Origin of the sequence: Leeuwenhoekiella palythoae (genome assembly GCF_900130045.1) — a bacterium.
In the GTDB taxonomy this organism is placed as follows: Bacteria; Bacteroidota; Bacteroidia; order Flavobacteriales; family Flavobacteriaceae; genus Leeuwenhoekiella; species Leeuwenhoekiella palythoae.
Genome location: NZ_FQXT01000002.1, coordinates 695,754 through 714,453 on the forward strand (window position 1 = coordinate 695,754; position 18,700 = coordinate 714,453).

At 35.8% G+C, this 18,700-nt stretch carries 10 protein-coding genes; 9 read left to right on the forward strand and 1 reads right to left on the reverse strand.

The features are described from left to right. Positions 1-2: 2 nt before the first annotated feature. The 3 genes from BUA96_RS06575 to BUA96_RS06585 all read left to right on the forward strand — a co-directional run bounded on the left by BUA96_RS06575 (position 3) and on the right by BUA96_RS06585 (position 5,108). Positions 3-2,825: a M16 family metallopeptidase gene (locus BUA96_RS06575; protein WP_072981509.1), complete on the forward strand. Its 2,823-nt coding sequence runs from the start codon at positions 3-5 to the stop codon at positions 2,823-2,825. A gap of 131 nt (positions 2,826-2,956) precedes the next feature. Next, positions 2,957-4,009: a hypothetical protein gene (locus tag BUA96_RS06580; RefSeq protein WP_072981511.1), complete on the forward strand. Its 1,053-nt coding sequence runs from the start codon at positions 2,957-2,959 to the stop codon at positions 4,007-4,009. Positions 4,010-4,784: 775 nt separating this feature from the next. Then, on the forward strand, positions 4,785-5,108 hold the full coding sequence (locus BUA96_RS06585; protein WP_072981513.1) for a BfmA/BtgA family mobilization protein: 324 nt from the start codon (positions 4,785-4,787) through the stop codon (positions 5,106-5,108). A gap of 202 nt (positions 5,109-5,310) precedes the next feature. Here BUA96_RS06585 and BUA96_RS06590 read toward each other — a convergent pair whose 3' ends face one another. Then, positions 5,311-8,220, reverse strand: coding sequence for a triple tyrosine motif-containing protein (locus BUA96_RS06590; protein ID WP_072981515.1), 2,910 nt, complete (start codon positions 8,218-8,220; stop codon positions 5,311-5,313). A 269-nt stretch (positions 8,221-8,489) separates the two neighbouring features. On the opposite strand from BUA96_RS06590, the gene BUA96_RS06595 reads away from it, so the two are divergent. The 6 genes from BUA96_RS06595 to BUA96_RS06620 all read left to right on the forward strand — a co-directional run bounded on the left by BUA96_RS06595 (position 8,490) and on the right by BUA96_RS06620 (position 18,697). After that, positions 8,490-11,606 (forward strand): SusC/RagA family TonB-linked outer membrane protein, encoded by a 3,117-nt coding sequence (locus BUA96_RS06595; RefSeq protein WP_072981517.1) that lies wholly within the window; start codon positions 8,490-8,492, stop codon positions 11,604-11,606. A gap of 10 nt (positions 11,607-11,616) precedes the next feature. Further along, the gene (locus tag BUA96_RS06600; protein ID WP_072981519.1) at positions 11,617-13,131 is read left to right on the forward strand and encodes a RagB/SusD family nutrient uptake outer membrane protein; all 1,515 of its coding nucleotides are present in this window, start codon (positions 11,617-11,619) and stop codon (positions 13,129-13,131) included. Between the two features lie 17 nt (positions 13,132-13,148). Next, entirely contained in the window at positions 13,149-14,006 is an 858-nt protein-coding gene (locus BUA96_RS06605) for a hypothetical protein (protein ID WP_072981521.1), read from the forward strand. Between the two features lie 61 nt (positions 14,007-14,067). Further along, positions 14,068-15,543, forward strand: coding sequence for a glycoside hydrolase family 30 protein (locus tag BUA96_RS06610; RefSeq protein ID WP_084673075.1), 1,476 nt, complete (start codon positions 14,068-14,070; stop codon positions 15,541-15,543). 2 nt (positions 15,544-15,545) lie between these two features. Further along, positions 15,546-17,288, forward strand: a complete 1,743-nt coding sequence (locus tag BUA96_RS06615) for a cellulase family glycosylhydrolase (protein ID WP_072981523.1) — start codon at positions 15,546-15,548, stop codon at positions 17,286-17,288. Between the two features lie 8 nt (positions 17,289-17,296). Next, positions 17,297-18,697, forward strand: a complete 1,401-nt coding sequence (locus BUA96_RS06620) for a glycoside hydrolase family 30 protein (RefSeq protein WP_072981525.1) — start codon at positions 17,297-17,299, stop codon at positions 18,695-18,697. The last annotated feature ends 3 nt before the right edge of the window (positions 18,698-18,700 follow it).

The following is an 18,700-nucleotide window of genomic DNA, read 5'->3' on the forward strand; positions in this document are numbered from 1 at the left end:
AAATGAAAAATATTATCCTTAAGGCCTTATTTCTTATCTTGAGTTTGCCGAATGTTTTAGAGGCTCAAGAAACTAATAATGAGAAAACTTTGCCGTTGGATCAGGAGGTTCTAATGGATAGTCTTGATAATGGTCTAACATACTACATTAAAGAAAATGATGAGCCAAATAATAGAGCTTATTTATACCTTGTCTTAAAAGCTGGATCTCTTCAGGAGACCGATGAACAATCAGGGCTAGCACATTTTACTGAGCATATGGCCTTTAATGGTACAGAACATTTTCCTAAAAATGAGCTTATTGATTATTTACAAAGTGCAGGTGTCCGTTTTGGAGCAGATCTCAATGCACATACCGGTTTTGATCAAACGGTTTATAAATTACCCTTACCAACTGATGATAATATATTATTAGAGTCCGGATTTAAGATTCTTTCGGATTGGTCAAGCAAAATGTTATTAAATGAGGAAGATATAGAAAGTGAGCGCGGAATTATTATAGAAGAGGAGCGCCAACGTGGGAAGAATGTAAATGAACGCTTAAGTAAACAGTTATTACCGGTTCTTTTAGAAGATTCACGATTTCTAGAACGTATTCCTATTGGAAAAATAGAAAATATCAAAAATTTTAAAACGAGTCAATTAAGGGATTTTTATAACACTTGGTATCAGCCCTACCTTCAGGCTGTAGTAGTGGTTGGTGATATAGAAACAGATCAGGCTGAATCTTATATTAAAAAGTACTTTGGAGAAATACGTTCTAAAAACTTAAGGAATTACCCTAAGGATTATACTATTCCAAATAATCAGAATTCAAAGGTTAAAATAGTAACTGATCCAGAGTTTTCCTATAATGTTGTCTCAGTAGTATATAAACATCGTTCAAAACCATTAAAAACAGAGGCTGATTTTTTACAGGCGATAAAAAGGAGTGCTGTAAATGCTATGTTAGGAGCACGAATACGCGAAATTATACAAAAGGGGAATGCTCCATTTCTCAATGCTAGTATGAAATATGGAGGTTATCAAGGAGGAATTGGGGGGCTAGATGCATTTAATATACAAGTGGTTGCTAAGGATGCATCTACTATAAAGAAAGCAGTGAAAGCGGTAATGCAAGAGTTGGAGCGAGCAGAACGATATGGATTCAATGTTACAGAATGGCAACGGGTGCGTGAAAATTTTTTAACCTCCATTAACAATACCTTCGCAGAAAAGGATAAAATTCCTTCTGAATCTTATGTAAACACCTATGTGAATCATTTTCTAAAGGATGAACCAATTTTAAGTATTGACTTTACACATTCTTTCTACAATGAAAAATTAAATGAAATATCGGTTGAGGATTTAAATTCGATTATAAAGGAATGGGTCTCTGACGAAAATCAGATTATTTTTTTGCAAGCTTCATCATCAGATGCAAATATTTTACCTGATGAAGAAACTCTAAAAGAATGGGTTAATGGAGAGTTTGAACAGTTAAACGCTTACACAGATGATGTAATTGAAGGGGCATTATTAGAACAGAAGCTTCCTCAAAGTTCTATCAGATCTGAAGAAACGTTAGATGCTATAGGTGCAAAGGAAATTATCTTAGAAAATGGGTTAAAAGTTATCTTAAAACCCACAGATTTTAAAAATGATCAGATACTATTTACTGGTTTTAGCGCAGGAGGAACCTCTTTAGCAAATTCTGAATATCTTCCTGCAGCAAAAATTGCAGATAATATTATTCCTGCTTCAGGAATATCTAAGTTCAATGCCACCCAGGTTCAAAAGATGCTTGCTGGTAAAACAATAAGTATCCGACCATTTATAAGTACATACTCCGAAGGTATAAGCGGTGCTTCCAATCAAGAGGACATTGAACAAACGTTGGAACTCACTTATCTTTATTTGACACAGCCTAAATTTGATACTACGGTATTTGCAACCTTCAAGCAGAACTATGAAGTTTCACTTAAAGCGAAAACAATAAACCCCATCGCGGTATTTCAAGATACAGTGACAAAAGTAATGCAAGGGGAGAGTTCTTGGGTTAAACCGTTAACTGTAAAAGAGTTAGATGAAGCGGACCATCAACAAGCTTTATCCTTTTTCAAGGACCGATTTGATGATGCGGGTGACTTTACCTTTGTTTTTGTAGGTAATTTTGATATTGAAAAAATAACACCGTTAATTCAAAAGTATTTAGGAGCTCTTCCTGATTCAGGAATTAAAGAATCATACAAGGATGTAGGGATTGGTGCTTTACAAGGTGAGGTAGAGAAAAAGCTTTATAAAGGATTAGAGGATAAGGCAACTGTAGTTTTAATCTATCATGATTTATTTAAGTATTCAGATTTGAATATCAAGGCCCTTCAAGCAACTAAGATAATTTTAGAGGATAAAATTTTAAAAAGGCTAAGAGAGAAAGAGGCTGGAGTTTATAGCCCTTCTATAGGATTAAGCCTTAGCAGAATTCCTAAACCTTATTATTCTCTTTCGATTTCTTTTAGCTGTGCTTCCTCAAGAGCAGAAAGCTTAATTGCAGCAGCAAAAGAGGAAATAGGAAAAATTATCAAATCGGGTGTGAGTTTAGAAGACCTAAATAAATTTAAGGCACAAGAACTAAGGCAACATGAACTAAACCTTAGGAATAATAATTTTTGGCTTAGTTATATTAAAAATAGTTATGATTATGATCTTGATTTAAATAGGTTGAAACAATATAAAAAACAGTTGAATTCATTGACTACTAGTGAGGCTAGTAAAAAACTAAAAGAATATTTGACTACAAAGAATCAAGCGACTTTAATCTTATACCCTGAAAATTTGGATGAATAATTGCCTATTGAAAATTGAAGAATAAACAATTTTTTGTAAGATTCTTGAAATAGTTTATTAAACTTCAATCGAATGATTTCAGGCTCATTCATTCTTTATTTTAAAACTTCGAATTGTTGAACAAGCGTAAAATGGATCATTATACTCGTAAGAAGTTTTATGAATTAGTTTGGTCTAAGCCCTTAACCAAAATAACAGAGGAGCTGGAGATTGACTACCATACAATAGTAGCGCTTTGTAAAAAACACGATATACCTCGACCCCCATCTAATTATTGGTTGAAATTAAAATTTGGCAAACAAGCAGCTCAGCCAGAATTGCCTAACCCTGATGATGAACGTATTATTTGGGGAGCTATTAATGAAGAACAAGATCCTTATTCCTGGATCTATTTAAGAGGAAAGGCTTTAGAAAAACACATAAAAAAAGAAATAGAAGAGGATCAAAGCTTAGATCTAAATGTGTCTCAAAGACTCAGTAAACCAGATAGGTTGGTCGAAGACTATTTGAGGATAACAGAAGAGCGAAAAAAGGCACGTAAGCGAGGTCAATACCTGAGCAGTTATGACAATCCTACAATTTCTATTAACACCTCCAAAGAACAAGAGGCTCGTGCACTGCGATTTATAGATTACTTGATTAAAAATCTAAGATTGCGAGGACACCATTTCGAAATCCGGAACTACCACTATGAAATTTGTATTTACGGGGTGTCCTATCCGTTTAGTCTTCGTGAGGTTAATAAACGGGTTCCTAGAAGTGATGGTTGGGGATCTGATTATATACCTACAGGAAAACTTGCTTTAAAAATTGATAGCTGGAGCGGTAAAGAATGGCAAGACCAAAAGACCCTAACTCTAGAGCATAAAATTTCTGACATTATTGCTAGACTTGAATATTTAGCCAAGAAAGAACGTGCAGAGTCTATATATCGTGATGTAAAAAACCGAAGAAATAAAGTCGAATCAGAAAAGGCTGAAGCTTTAAAACGGAAAAGGATTGAAGAGGATCAAAAATTTGAAAAGCTTTTACAATTAGCGGATCAATGGAAACGTGTTGAAAATCTGAAGGAATTTATACTGGTGCTTGAAAATAATCGATTAGTTGATAGTGATAAAGAGCAAGTAATCCAATGGGCAAAAAACAGAATTGAGAAACTTGATTTTATTGGATCTATAGAATAGAATTTTAGATCCGTAATTCTTCACCCCATTTCCCTTCATTCCGCAAAAAGGCTTCATTTCGGTAAATGCGGTTCATTCAAAAAAATCTTGAACCCAATCCCGGAAAAAGGGATTACGTTCGCTTGATACAAGTGCACAATAAAATGATTGCTCAAAAAGAGACTGAGTCAAACTCAAAATTCTACCAACACACTTTTTTCAAACGCTCATTTCTTTTTCTTGAAAGAACTAAAATTTAGTTTGAGCCGCTTTGCATAACCAGGCTCCGTTGTCGCTCTTTTTATAAAAGCTTTCCTCAAAACTTAATTTTAAATGGAGGTAATCGAAAAGGAAACGCGATGGCGCTATGGAAAGTAAATGGATGCTTAGAAGCAGCTATTTTTCGTTTGAGCGGATATTGAAATCTATCTGATTTGGAGCTTCTGTTTTTCTATCAAACTTCAAGAAAACGCTCCAGATATACCAAGTAAATGGTTTTGATTCTCCATAAAATTTGAAAGCATTTGACATCAAAATTAATGCGGATTTTAATTGATAACTTAGGGTGTACAAGTTATCATTTTGAGTAGCGAAGCGGACAAAAATGAGAAGCAAGAGGATAACCCGCTGCGCGAGGTTATATAGCTCATTTTTATTTGTAATTAACTGTCTTTAAGTGAGTTGTTTAAACTTTGCAAAGTGTTGAAAATAACTGCTTTGTAGCGATTTTTCGTGAAACGCTTCAAAACCCTTATAAATAGGGCGATTGATTATCCTAATCTTTAAAAACCTAGTGATGCCTAAACGATTTTCCCGAATAAATTTTCACACCGAAACAGTGAAGCGTTTTAAAAAGTACGCCTTAGCAAATGATGCGAATTATACCGAAACCTTAGATGCTATTTTAGACTTTTTTGAGCAGAATTCCATCAATCCATTTGAGCCCTTTGATGATTCTAAACAGCGATTGGAGACACTAATTAATAAACGAATGGATGGGGTAGAAGCTATATTGCGAAGAATAGAAACGGAACAAACCAAACCCACTAAAGAATTATTGGATCGACTTTTTAACCAAAAGGAAGAGGAGCAACCCAACTTTGTTGAGCGGAAATTTTGATAAAGGAATTAATAATTTTCACTAGATATTACGGCGTTGTAAAAGCTTTTTTTGAATTTATTTATTGAGTGAAAACTATGAAATAACGACTTTTATTTTTAGTTGTTCTGTCTTACGATGTTGATTTTAGTGAAGATTTACAGCAACACGATGTAGAAAATAATTTGAAGAATTTTCGATACACCTTTAAAATAATGATTGTCTAGGCTGCCGATTTAGAAAGATTTTCTAAAAAGCTATTAAAGTTTTCATCATTTACATCTAGTTTTTTTCTTACGCGATATCGAGCTGTTTCTACTCCTCGAATGGAAATATTCAATAGTGGTGCAATTTCCTTGTTTGTAAGATTCATTTTTACAAATGCGCATAAGCGTAATTCTCTTTTTGAAATTCCGGGATCGATTTCTTTAAGTTTTTTGAAAAAGTTTTCGTGTACTTTTTCAAAATGTACGTCAAAGACATTAAGATACTCTTCACCCATTCTATGTTGATTCAGATTAAACAAAACTTCTTGAAGTCTTTTACGTGCTGCTTGGGTTTTAAGCGAATTTTTAAAATCTTTTAGAGCATTAAATGTATCAGTAAATATTTCTTTCTTTTTTACTAAAAGCATAGTGTAATTTGCCAATTCTTTACTTTTTGTAAGATTGTCTTGTTCTAGTTGTTCCTTATGTTTTTTTATACGGGCTTTGTCTTTTTCAAGCTTTAACTGTTCAATTTCTAACTCGAGAAGTTTTTTTGACTTTGCCGCAGCAAGTTTTTCTTTTTGTCGTTCTCGATCTATTTTTTTATTCACTAGGCGCCTGGTAATAAATAAGGCAACTATAAAACTGAGTATATATAAAAGGTAAGCCAACCTGGTGCTATACCATGGTTGAGGAATACTAAAACTCAGAGAGGCTTCTTCTGCAGTTTGACCAAGGTAATTGCGACTTCTAACCTTAAAAGTGTAGGACCCTGGAGCAGGATGCGTATATTCTTTAAATGCATTGGTCGACCAAGACGACCAATTAGAGTCTATGCCGTCAAGCATATATTGAAACTCTTTCTGAGATGATGGGGTTAAACGAGGTGCAGCAAATTCAAACCGAAGCATTTCAATATTTGTAGGGAGTTGCTCGGTATTTTTTAATGCAATAGAACTAGAAATTTGACCTTTCTCTTTATAACTTACATTTCTAAGGATTGTTTTTGCAGAACTTAAGTTTCTCTTTGATAAATCAAATAGAAACACACCATTTGTTGCACCTATAAGTACGTGATGATTATCAAGAGGTAATATGCTTTCCATTCCTCTATTCAAATAACCTTTTAAATCTAAGAAAAGGTTTTTATGTAATTTATTTTCTTCATTTTTCTTAAAATATCCTACTTCATCATCTTGAACAAACCATACTTTGTCGCTATGTTGTAGCAATTTGCGCGTGTTAAGTTTCGGGTTCAAAATTGAATTCAGTGAGTCGTGAGGTGTAAACAGGGTGTTTTTATTGTCAAAAGTGTAAACTCCTGTATTCGTAGTAAAAATAATATCCTTGTCGAAGGCTGTTACATTAACATTAAATGAGGATTGAAGACCATTTTGGTCAGTATAATGTTCAACAGCAAAGACCCTAGTTAATTCTGGATTTAGTTTAAGCTTATAAACACCTTTATATCCGTGACAGATCCAAAAGTTTGTAGACGAATCAATTTGAAGAATGTCCCTACTAGACTCTTCAAAGCCCTTAATCTTATTACCTATGGTCCAAGATTCATTATAAGATAATGGGTAAATACCGGAATATGTTGCTGCTAAGAAGGTATTATCATAACCCTTGAGTTTTAGTACTTTCCAAATACCATGAATAGTACCAATCCGTTTAGGTCGAAAATTATCTAAGCGAAAAAGCCCTTTATCATGACCAACTAAGATTTCACCATTTAATTGTTGAATTGACCAAGCTTGACCTTCTAAGTCAGGGATTTTTTTGAAGTTGAGATCGTTTGTTGAATAGGTGTCGATGTCAAATAGGCTATAGTAAACGCCAGTATTTGTGGCGAGGTATAAATAACCCTCAAAAATATGCATGTCAGATATTGAAGAGCTGTCGAAAAGTTGAGATATAGGAGAATTGAACTCGACAAAATCAATACCATTATTCATTAAAACCCAAATACGATCCTTATCTATTTGTGGATAAATAGAAAGAATGGTTGAATTGTTAAGTTTTGAAAAACTAATGTCATTAGTTTCTAATTCAAAATTTTGATTGATTTTTAAAATTTTACTTGATAAAGTCCCTAAAAGATAATGATCTTTAAAAAAGACTGCCGTTAGAATTAGCTCTTGTTGTTCTTTTTTAAATAGACTTTTAATAAAGGTTATTTTCTTCGTCGCACGATTGGCAAGATAGAGTTCGCCATTCTTGGTAAGTATCACTAGTTCTTCTTTAACTTTTGTGGGTAAGAACGCTATGATTGAGGAAGACAAATTATCAGCCTTAAATAGTAGTTGTAAATTAGAAGAGCTAGGGTCGTATTCAAATATACCAGTACCTTGATCCTGCACATATAAGTGACCGTTGACCGTCCCTGAATATAAAAAATTAGAATTGGCTTTTATATGCGTCGTGGTGTTGTCTGAAACTACTATTAATTCTCTAAATGTTCTGTATATTATAGCATCCTTAAAATTATGAGCTTGCCAAAAATTTTCTAAGTTGTCCGTTTCTAATTGTAATTCGTCAACTTGAGAGGCATAGAAGTAGTTTCCATTTTCATCTTTTTTTATAACCCCTATTTCATTGTAACCACCTACGTGAATGACATTGTTATTGTCTTTTACTAAGCTTCGTACAGTAGAGTGATTTGGTAAGGTTAGTTTTTGCCATCGTTCACCATCATAGATTATAACTCCATCATTATTTCCAAAGTAAAGAATTCCATCATCGTCTTCTGTCATAGTCCAAAATTGTCCATCGGCTTCAAAATCTGTTCGATCGTAATGGGTAATCTTGGGTATAACTCCATCCAATTTGGTTTGCTCTTGTGCAATGCTATAGGTGCAGCAGAATAGCATGCACATAATATAGTTTAAGAAAGCATCAGGATATTTATGTAGTTCTTGAGGCATTAATATGGTGTTTTCAAAAAATTAATACTTTTTTACATTTTTAATGTATTGAAATACAGTGGTTAATAAAAAATGAAGTAGTTGTGGTGTAGTTGTTTAACATTGTGACGTATCGCAAGTGTAGTGCTTTTTTAAATCATACGTTTATTACATCCTAATTTTGATCCATACAATCTTAATAAGAAAACGTTTTCGTTGTCAATATTATTGAGAATATGACAATGTTAATCTTTTTGATTGCAAGAATCAACTTTTAAAAATTTAATCGAATGAGAATTAAAAACTACTTTTTAGTAATGTTTTTGTTAGCAGTGTCGGGTTTGAGTGCTCAAGTAAATACAATTACTGGGACTATTCTTGATGCAAATGCTATGCCTTTACCTGGTGCCAATATTTTGGTAAAGGGAAGTACTCAAGGTACACAAACTGATTTTGATGGTAATTTTAGTGTCGAGGCTAGCCCTGATGATATTCTAGTTATTTCTTATGTAGGCTTTGTGACTCGTGAAATATCAGTAGGACAACAAACAGATTTGAAAATAACCTTGGCTGAGGATGCAGCAGCTCTAGATGAGGTAGTGGTCGTGGGTTATGGAACTCAAAAAAAGAGTGTGGTTACCGGCGCAATCTCAAGTGTAAAAGCAAGCGAGATTGAAAACCTACCTAATAACCGTATTGAACAATCACTTCAAGGTAGAACTTCGGGGATTACCATTGCCGCTAACTCCGGTCAGCCTGGATCATCATCAACTATTCGCGTGCGTGGGATTACCAGTTTTGGTAACAACGAGCCACTTTGGGTTGTAGATGGGGTTATCGTAGATGCAGGTGGTATTGGTTATCTAAATCAGTCTGATATAGAGTCTATAGAAGTGCTTAAAGACGCAGCATCACAAGCGATTTATGGAGCAAGAGCTGCAGCAGGTGTGGTTTTGGTAACCACTAAAAAAGGAAAACTAGGTAAACTATCGGTAAGTTATAATGGTTTTACTGGATTGTCTGGTCCTGCTCGCAAGCTTGACCTGCTTAATGCCACTGAATACGCAACGCTTTTCAATGAAAAATATGCAAATGATTATTCTGGAGCGCCACAAGATTTTGCTTTACCTTTTCCTAACCCTGAAAGTCTTGGTGAGGGGACTGACTGGCAAGAGGTTATATTTAACAATAGTGCAAAAAAAGAAAATCATGAATTTAGTTTAAGTGGAGGAAATGATGTGTCCACGTTCTACATGTCTTTTGGCTATTTTGATCAAGAAGGTATTGTAGCTAAGGATATCTCAAGATACCGTAGACAAAATATAAGATTAAATTCAACTCATCATATCAATGATTTTATTACTGTAGGAGAAACGGTTGGATATTCTAATGAGAAAAGTACGGGGATTGGTAATACTAACAGCGAATTTGGAGGTCCCTTAAGTTCTGCAATCAATCTTGACCCAATAACACCTGTGGTTATTACAGATCCTGCTGTGGCTAACTCAGGACTATATACCAATGACGGGATCATTAGAAACCCTAATGGAAACCCATACGGAATTTCAAATTTTGTAATTCAAGAAATGACTAACCCATTAGCCTATACACAAACAAGATTAGGAAATTATGATTGGGCTGATAATTTTGTAGGTAATATTTATGTAAACCTTGAGCCTATTGAAGGACTCAATTTAAGAAGTACACTAGGAGGTAAACTCGCATACTATGGATATGAAAGCTTTACGCCAGTATCGTTTTTGAATACTTCAACTATAACCGCTCAGAATAATATATCTAGAGGTTCAAACAGAGGTTTTGGATGGAATATTGAGAACACGCTTTCTTATACAAAGCAGTTGGGTGATCACGATTTTACTATTTTGTTAGGTCAAGGCTCCTATTCTGAAAATGATACAAAAGGGGAGAATGTAACCTATAATGACATCCCGGTAAATAGTAGAGAAGATGCTGCGTTTATACAGGTGCCAGATGATCAAATAATTGCAAGCGCCTATATAGGCACAGAACATAGAGTTACCTCTTTATTCTCTCGTTTAAGCTATAACTACAAGGAGAAGTACATTTTTACCGGGATCATACGTCGTGATGGCTCATCTCGTTTTGGGGCTAATAATAAATATGGTTATTTCCCGTCATTCTCTCTAGGTTGGAATCCTGTTAATGAGGATTTCTGGAAAGAGAATGATTTTGTTAATCAATTCAAACTGCGAGGAGGTTATGGTGTTGTAGGTAGTGATGCTATTGGTGACTTTAGATACCTTTCTACCATAGGTGCGGGCCGTAATTATACCTTCGGAAATGTATCAGCAGTTGTTATTGGGAATAGCCCAAATGCGCCAGCTAATCCTGACTTAAAATGGGAAGAGACTAGACAAAGTAATATTGGTTTTGATGCTCGTTTCTTTAATACGCTTACCATGACGGTTGACTTCTATAACAAGAAAACGGTTGGAATTTTACAGGATGTACGTCTTCCTGGTTATGTAGGTGCAACAGGGAGTCCTGCTGCTAACGTAGCTGATATGGTTAATAAGGGATTTGATATTGAAATGGGATATTCTGATAGTTTTGGAGATCTAAATGTATCGCTTCGTGGTAACCTCTCATACCTTCAAAATGAAGTTGTTTATTTAGGTAATGGTATTGACTTCTTATCGGGTGGAGCAGGTTTTCAGTCGAGTACTTATCCAATCACGCGTACTGCAGTGGGGCAGCCTTATAATTCATTCTTCGGTTTTCAAACCCGAGGAATCTTTCAAAATCAAGAAGAAATTGATTCTTATGTAAACTCAGAAGGTGTGGTTATTCAACCTAATGCAGTACCTGGAGATTTTAGATATGAGGATATTGATGACAGTGGCTCTATTAATGCAGACGATCGTAAATTTTTAGGAAGTTCAATTCCAAAATATACATTTGGTTTAACACTAAACCTTGACTATAAAAACTTTGACCTTTTAGTGTTCTCTCAAGGAGCGGCAGGTAATAAAATTTTTCAAGGCTTAAGACGACTTGATATTAGTAATGCAAATTATCAAACAGAAGCTTTAAACCGATGGACTGGTGAAGGAACATCAAATTCTTTTCCACGCTTAAGCAATGATGATAACAACAATAACTTCACAAATCCCTCAGATTTTTATTTAGAGAATGGAGATTACCTGCGCATCAAAACAATTCAACTGGGATATTCTCTGCCTAGAAATGTTATTGATAATGTAGGTCTTACAAGACTTAGGGTATATCTAACGGGAGAGAATCTATTCACATTTACAAAATACACAGGCTTCGACCCGGAAATTGGTGGTGGAATTTTTGGAATAGACCGAGGATTTTACCCACAGGCACGAACTGGTTTAGTAGGCCTTAATATTCAATTTTAAAACTAGAGTTATGAAACTAAAAACAATTTTATACCCTGCTGTTGGAATTTTAATTACCGCATCAGTGCTTTCATGTTCTAAAGATTATATCGAGCTAGATCCTTTAGGGCAGCCCTTAGTAGATAATTATTATTCAAATGAAGATGAAGCTTATTCAGGCTTAGTAGCTGTCTATGATATTATGGGTAAGCAGTCTAAGAGTTTTGAGAATATGATTACAATGATGAACGCAGGTTCTGACGATCATTTTGCAGGTGGGGGTGGACCATCAGATGGTGTTGGTATTCAATCTTTTTCAAATTATACTATTGATCCTGCAACGATTCCGGGAAGCTTCTGGAATGATTATTTTCAAGGGATTTTTAGAGCAAATATTTTGCTTCAAAAATTGCCAGAAGTGCCTATGGATGATGCACTTCGAGCAAGATTTACAGCTGAAGCAAAAGCCTTACGCGGTTATTATTATTTTGAGCTTGTAAGACTTTTTAGAAATGTGCCCTTGTTCACTGAGCCTATCCTGACTAGTGAAATTTATAATGTAGAACAGGCGGCTCCTGAAGCTGTTTATGCTCAAATAGAAACAGACCTTAGCGAAGCATTTCAAGATTTACCTGCACGTATTACTGATTTAGAAAATGAGGCAGGCCGTTTAACTCAAGGTAGTGTACAGGCTCTTTTGGGAAAAGTATATCTCTATCAAGGCAAAAATCAATTGGCAGCACAAGAATTATCAGAAGTTAATGGTACTCCCGGAGGAACCAGTAAATATGGTTATCAGCTGGTAGCAAACTTTGAAGATCTCTTTAACCTGAACAATACGTTTAATTCAGAATCAATACTTGAACTGGCAGCCACAAGTCTTGCAAATGTAGACTACAATGTATGGGGCGGAGGTCAAAATGAAGGTAATACAGTCAACCAAATGGTTGGTCCTAGAGGATATTCACGCACAGCAGGTTCTAATGCACCTGACTATGCGGGTGGTTGGAGTTTTAATACGGTAACTCAAGGCCTATATGATGTCTTAGATGGCGACCCTAGATTTGACGCAACCATTGCTGATCTAAAAGCATTAGAAGCAGCAGGGGAAGCAACATACACTCCAGGTAATAAGGATACAGGATATTTTCTAAAAAAGTTTATGCCTCTCAATGCTGATAAGTCTACTGGTGGTGGAAATGTTGAATTGAACTATAGACAGAATGTCTACATCATTCGATTAGCTGATACCTATCTTTTAGAAGCTGAAGCTCTTGGTGCAAGTGGAGCAAGAGCGCAAGCATTGCTTGATGCCGTTCGAGCACGTGTTGGTCTGGCACCGGTACCAGTGAGTATGGATAATATCATGTTAGAACGCAGACGTGAATTAGCAGGAGAAGGGCATAGATGGTTTGACTTAGTGCGCACCGGAAGAGCCGCATCAGCATTGTCAGATCGTGGATTTACAGCGGGTAAAAATGAAATCCTTCCTATTCCATTAAATGAATTAGAAAACACACTTATTGTTCAAAACCCTAATTACTAATTGAAAATCTTAAAGTTATGAGATTAAATACTATAAAATCACATTTGTACTTTTTATTAGGTGCGTTGGTATTCTTTTCGGCCTGTCAACCAGAAGAAGTAACTGATGGTAACGGTTTGAGTGATTCTAATGTAGACGCCTCTTTTACCATTGAATCTGTAAGCGGAGAACCCAATCGTTTTGTGCTTAGCGCAAATCGTGAGAATGTTTTAAAATTTCTATGGAATACCGGCGATGGGTTTTATGAAGGAGCTGCTACAGAAGAGCTCTTTTTGCCAGATGCTGGTACTTATTCAATAACACATCAAGCATACGGCCGTGGAGGAATTATAAATGAGACATCACAAGATGTAACAGTGGCCACTTCAGATCCAGTAGCAGGTAATTTAATTAAGGGCGGTAGCTTTCAAACACAAGCTGATCACGATGAGTGGACCATATTGCAGATTAGCGATTCGGGAACTTACTGGACCTTTAACGAAGGAAGTGCAAACGTTGTTGGATCTGGTTATAATCAGCAGGGTATTTATCAGGCTATTGAAGTTGAAGCAAATAAGGACTATACCGTTGATATGAAAGTATTTGGTAGTGGTGCCACAAACACGTGGTTTGAAGTATATGTTTCATCAACGCCTCCTGTACAAAATCAAGATTATTCTGCTGAGGGCCGTAGAATGGGCCTTAGTACTTGGGATGGTTGTGCAAATGGCCCCTTTGAAGGAAAGCTTTCTAATGTTGGTTGTGTAGGATCAGGTAACACGGTAAATTTTTCCGAAGATGGTACTGTTTATCTAGTCATTAAAAGTGGTGGAGAAAACATGGGGTCTACAGGTATCTCAATCACCAACGTAGAGTTTAGAGGTAGTGTGAATTAGCCTTAGATATACACTGCTGGCTTATGCCGGTGGTGTATTTTTTTATACCTAAAAATTGAATATGAAAAATACACGCATATATCTTATACGATGGAGCTTTTTTATGCTTTTATCTGTAATAGGCTTCGGGTGCTCTTCTTCTTCAACAGAAGAGGAAATCACTGAAGAGCCAGAGCAGCCCGAAACTCCTAGTCCTCCAGCTAGTGAAACTAACGATATGGATTTTTGGTTAACCAAAGGGGATCGAAGCGTTACGCTAAAGAAGCAAGACGATATCCTTAGTTTTAACAGCAATCCTAATGGTAATGCTACTATTAGCGTAGATGCAACTACAACATATCAAACCATTGATGGTTTTGGTTTTTCTTTAACCGGCGGTAGTGCTGAGGTTATCAATTCATTATCTGCAGCTGACAGACAAAATTTACTGCAAGAGCTATTTGGTCAAGATGCAAGTGATATAGGGATTAGTTATTTGAGAATAAGTGTTGGAGCATCTGATTTAAATGCAGAACCATTTACTTATAATGATTTACCGTCTGGTGAGACAGATCTGGATTTGTCAGAATTCAGCTTAGAAAAGGACCGCGGAGTTATAGACTTGCTAAAAGAAGTTTTAGAAATAAATCCAAATATTAAAATTATGTCTTCTCCTTGGACCGCTCCTATCTGGATGAAAGATAATAATAGCTTTGTTGGAGGTAGACTAAAAGAAGAATACTATCAAGTATATGCAGCTTATTGGGTAAAATATTTAAACGCTATGAAAGCTGAAGGAATTACTATAGATGCGCTTACTCCACAAAATGAACCTCTTCACGGAGGTAATAATCCAAGTATGGAAATGTCTGCCAGCGAGCAAACTGAATTCATTAAAAATAACTTAGGTCCTGCTTTAAGAGAAGCAGGAATAGATACTAAAATTGTCATCTATGACCACAATTGCGATAATCCTCAGTATCCCATTTTAATTCTTAATGACGCAGAAGCCAATGCTTACGTAGATGGTTCTGCCTTTCACCTCTATGCTGGGGATATCGCTGCTTTATCTACTGTACATAATGCATTTCCTGAAAAAAATGTTTACTTCACCGAGCAATACAATTCATCCACAGATGAATTTGCAGGCACTTTAAAATGGCATTTAAAAAATGTGATCATTGGCTCTATGAGAAACTGGAGCAAAAATGCGCTGGAGTGGAATCTTGCGAACGATGCTACTTTTGGTCCTCATACAGAGGGCGGCTGTACCATATGCAAAGGAGCCTTGACTATTAATGGATCTTCAATTACTAGAAATGTGGGATACTATATAGTAGCTCAAGCCTCAAAGTTTGTGCCTGCGGGTTCAACTCGTATAGCAAGTTCTATTCAGGGAGCGTTACAGAATGTAGCTTTTAGCACTCCAGATGGCAAAAAAGTTCTCATTGTTGAAAATGATGGGGATACTAATTTACCTTTTAATATAAAGGAAAATGGTAAGTGGGTCACGACTTCCTTAGACGCTGGGGCAGTAGGAACATATATCTGGGAGTAAGTATGAGTATTAAAATTTTAAAAGTTTGTTTAATAATATTACTTCTAGTTCAAGTTGAAGGGACTAGTCAAGGCTTTTTGAAAGCAGAACAAACCCAAATTGTTAATGCTAAAGGAGATCCTGTAATTCTTCGGGGAATTGGTTTGGGAGGCTACATGCTTCAAGAAGGATATATGCTCAAAGTTCCTTTTTCTGGGCAACAGTATATATTTAAAGAACATGTACAAAAGCTAATAGGAAAAGAGAAAACAGAAGAGTTTTATGACGCCTGGCGTGAAAACCATATACAAAAGCGTGATGTAGATTCTTTAAAAAAATGGGGGTTTAATTCCATACGTTTACCCTTACATTACAATTTGTTTACACTTCCGGTTGAGGATGAAATTGAATTGGGGGAAAACACTTGGCTTGAAGAAGGATTCAAATTAACAGATTCATTACTTTCTTGGTGTAAGGCAAATAAAATGTATTTGATTTTAGATATGCACGCAGCACCAGGAGGGCAAGGTCATGATGTGAATATTTCAGATAGAGATCCAGATAAGCCATCACTATGGGAGAGTAAAGCAAATCAGGATAAACTCGTAGCAGTGTGGGAGAAATTAGCTGAGCGATATAAAGATGAAGTGTGGATTGGCGCGTATGATTTGCTTAATGAACCCAATTGGACCTTTGAACCTAATAAAAACCAAAATGGTATAGAGGATACTCATAATAAGCCATTACGAGAATTATTGGTTAGGCTTACTCAAGCAGTTCGCAAAATTGATACTAATCATATAGTAATTATTGAGGGCAACGGATGGGGTAATAATTATCGTGGAATGTTACCACCATGGGATGATAACATGGTTCTTAGTTTTCATAAATATTGGAATTATAACGACACCTCTTCTATTCAGCAGTTTTTAGACTATCGTAAACAATATAATATGCCTATATGGCTAGGGGAATCCGGAGAGAATTCTAATGTTTGGTTTAAAGATGCTATAACATTAATGGAGCAAAATAGAATCGGTTGGTGTTGGTGGCCCTTGAAAAAACTTGGACATAATAACCCCTTAGAAATTAAAATTAATGAGGGCTATCAACACTTGTTGAAGTATTGGTCAAAAAAGGCCCAAAAACCTTCAGAAGAAGAAGCTTACGCAGCTTTGATGCAATTAACAGAGAATTTAAAAATTGAGAACTGTATCGTGCATTATGATGTTTTAGATGCTATGCTACGGCAACCTAATAGTCAACAGGCAATCCCGATGGCCTCAAATGAGTTAGAAAATGAATTGCTAATTGAAGCTGTTGATTACGATTTGGGAGCAGAAGGAGTAGCTTATCAAGATAATGTTTCTGCAAACTATCATATTTCTACAGGCGGTAATCGACAAAGTTGGAATTTGGGTAGAACGTACCGAAATGATGGAGTGGATATCTTTTTAGACTCTGCCGGTTTAGAATACGTAGGCGATCTAGAAAAAGGAGAATGGATGCAATATACTATAGAAGTTAAGGAACCAGAGTTGTATACAATTGTATTTAATGTTAACTCATCAAATGAGAAGGGTAAATTATCAGCTTTGGTTAATACAGAAATTACAAAGCAAATTTCTATAGCAAATACTTTAAACAATTGGGATTGGACAAGACCAGTATCAATACCTCTTAAACGTGGACAAAATAAAATCAAGATTTTAATTGATAGTGGAGGTTTTAATCTAAAGACTATCAAAATCAGTAAAACTAAGTAATTTCCTCAATGAGACTTAATCTATTCCCCTACCTATTTGCGTGTTTTTTTATAGTACTGAGTTGTACAAAAGAAACAAATAATTCAGACGAAGCAATCCTGTATTTGACTTCTCTTGATAAAAAATCACTTTTAGAGAAACAAGAGATTAACGCGCATACTATTGATACTTCTCTGATTGATAAGGTCATTAAGGTTACAGATAGTGTGCAATATCAAATTATGGATGGTTTCGGTTACACTTTAACAGGAGGCAGCGCCATGCTAATTCATAAGATGAGTAAATCAGCGCGAAGCGGATTATTGAATGAACTTTTTTCTAAGGAAGGTCTGGGAGTTAGTTATCTGCGATTAAGCATTGGAGCATCTGACCTTGATTCTGCTCCTTTCTCTTACAATGATCTTCCAAAAGGTAAAACTGATGTGGATCTTGAAAAGTTTTCACTAGCTCAAGATACAGTGCACTTGGTACCTGTGTTAAAGGAAATTTTATCCATTAATCCTCAAATAAAATTTTTAGGGTCACCTTGGTCACCACCAGTTTGGATGAAGGATAATCAAGATACTAGAGGCGGAAGTTTATTGCCTGAATATTATCAAGTGTACGCCAACTATCTTATCAAATATATTCAAGCTATGCGGGGGGAAGGAATTGAAATAGATGCGATTACTATTCAGAATGAACCTTTACATCCTGGTAATAATCCGAGTTTATTGATGAAAGCCCCACAACAAGCAGATTTTATAAAAAATCATTTAGGGCCGGCTTTTAAGAATGAAGGTATAGATACTAAAATCATCATTTATGATCATAATGCAGACCGTCCTGATTACCCTATTAATATTTTAAATGACCCAGATGCAGCAAAGTTTATAGACGGTTCTGCTTTTCATCTTTATGGAGGTGAAATAGAAGCTTTAAGCGAGGTTCACCAAGCGCATCCCGATAAGCACCTGTACTTTACAGAGCAATGGGTTGGAGCGCCAGGAGATTTCTCAAAAGAGCTTACTTGGCATATAGAAAATCTCATCATTGGAGCACCACGCAATTGGAGTAAAACTGTCTTAGAATGGAATTTAGCCGCAGATCAAAATCAGAATCCCCACACAGATCGGGGAGGCTGTGATCGTTGTTTGGGAGCAGTTACTATAAATGGGGATAAAGTAACCAGAGAGCCCGCGTACTATATCATAGGGCAAGCCTCTAAGTTTGTTCCTCCAGGTTCTGTAAGAATAGCTTCAACTTTAGTTGAAGAAATACCCAATGTATCGTACAAAACGCCAGATGGTCAGATAGTAACAATTTTGCAGAATACTTCTGAGGAAGAGAAGGAGATTCTAATTAAAAGCGATCAAGCTAACATACATCTTAAACTTGCTGCAGGAGATATTGGCACACTGGTGTTTTAATTT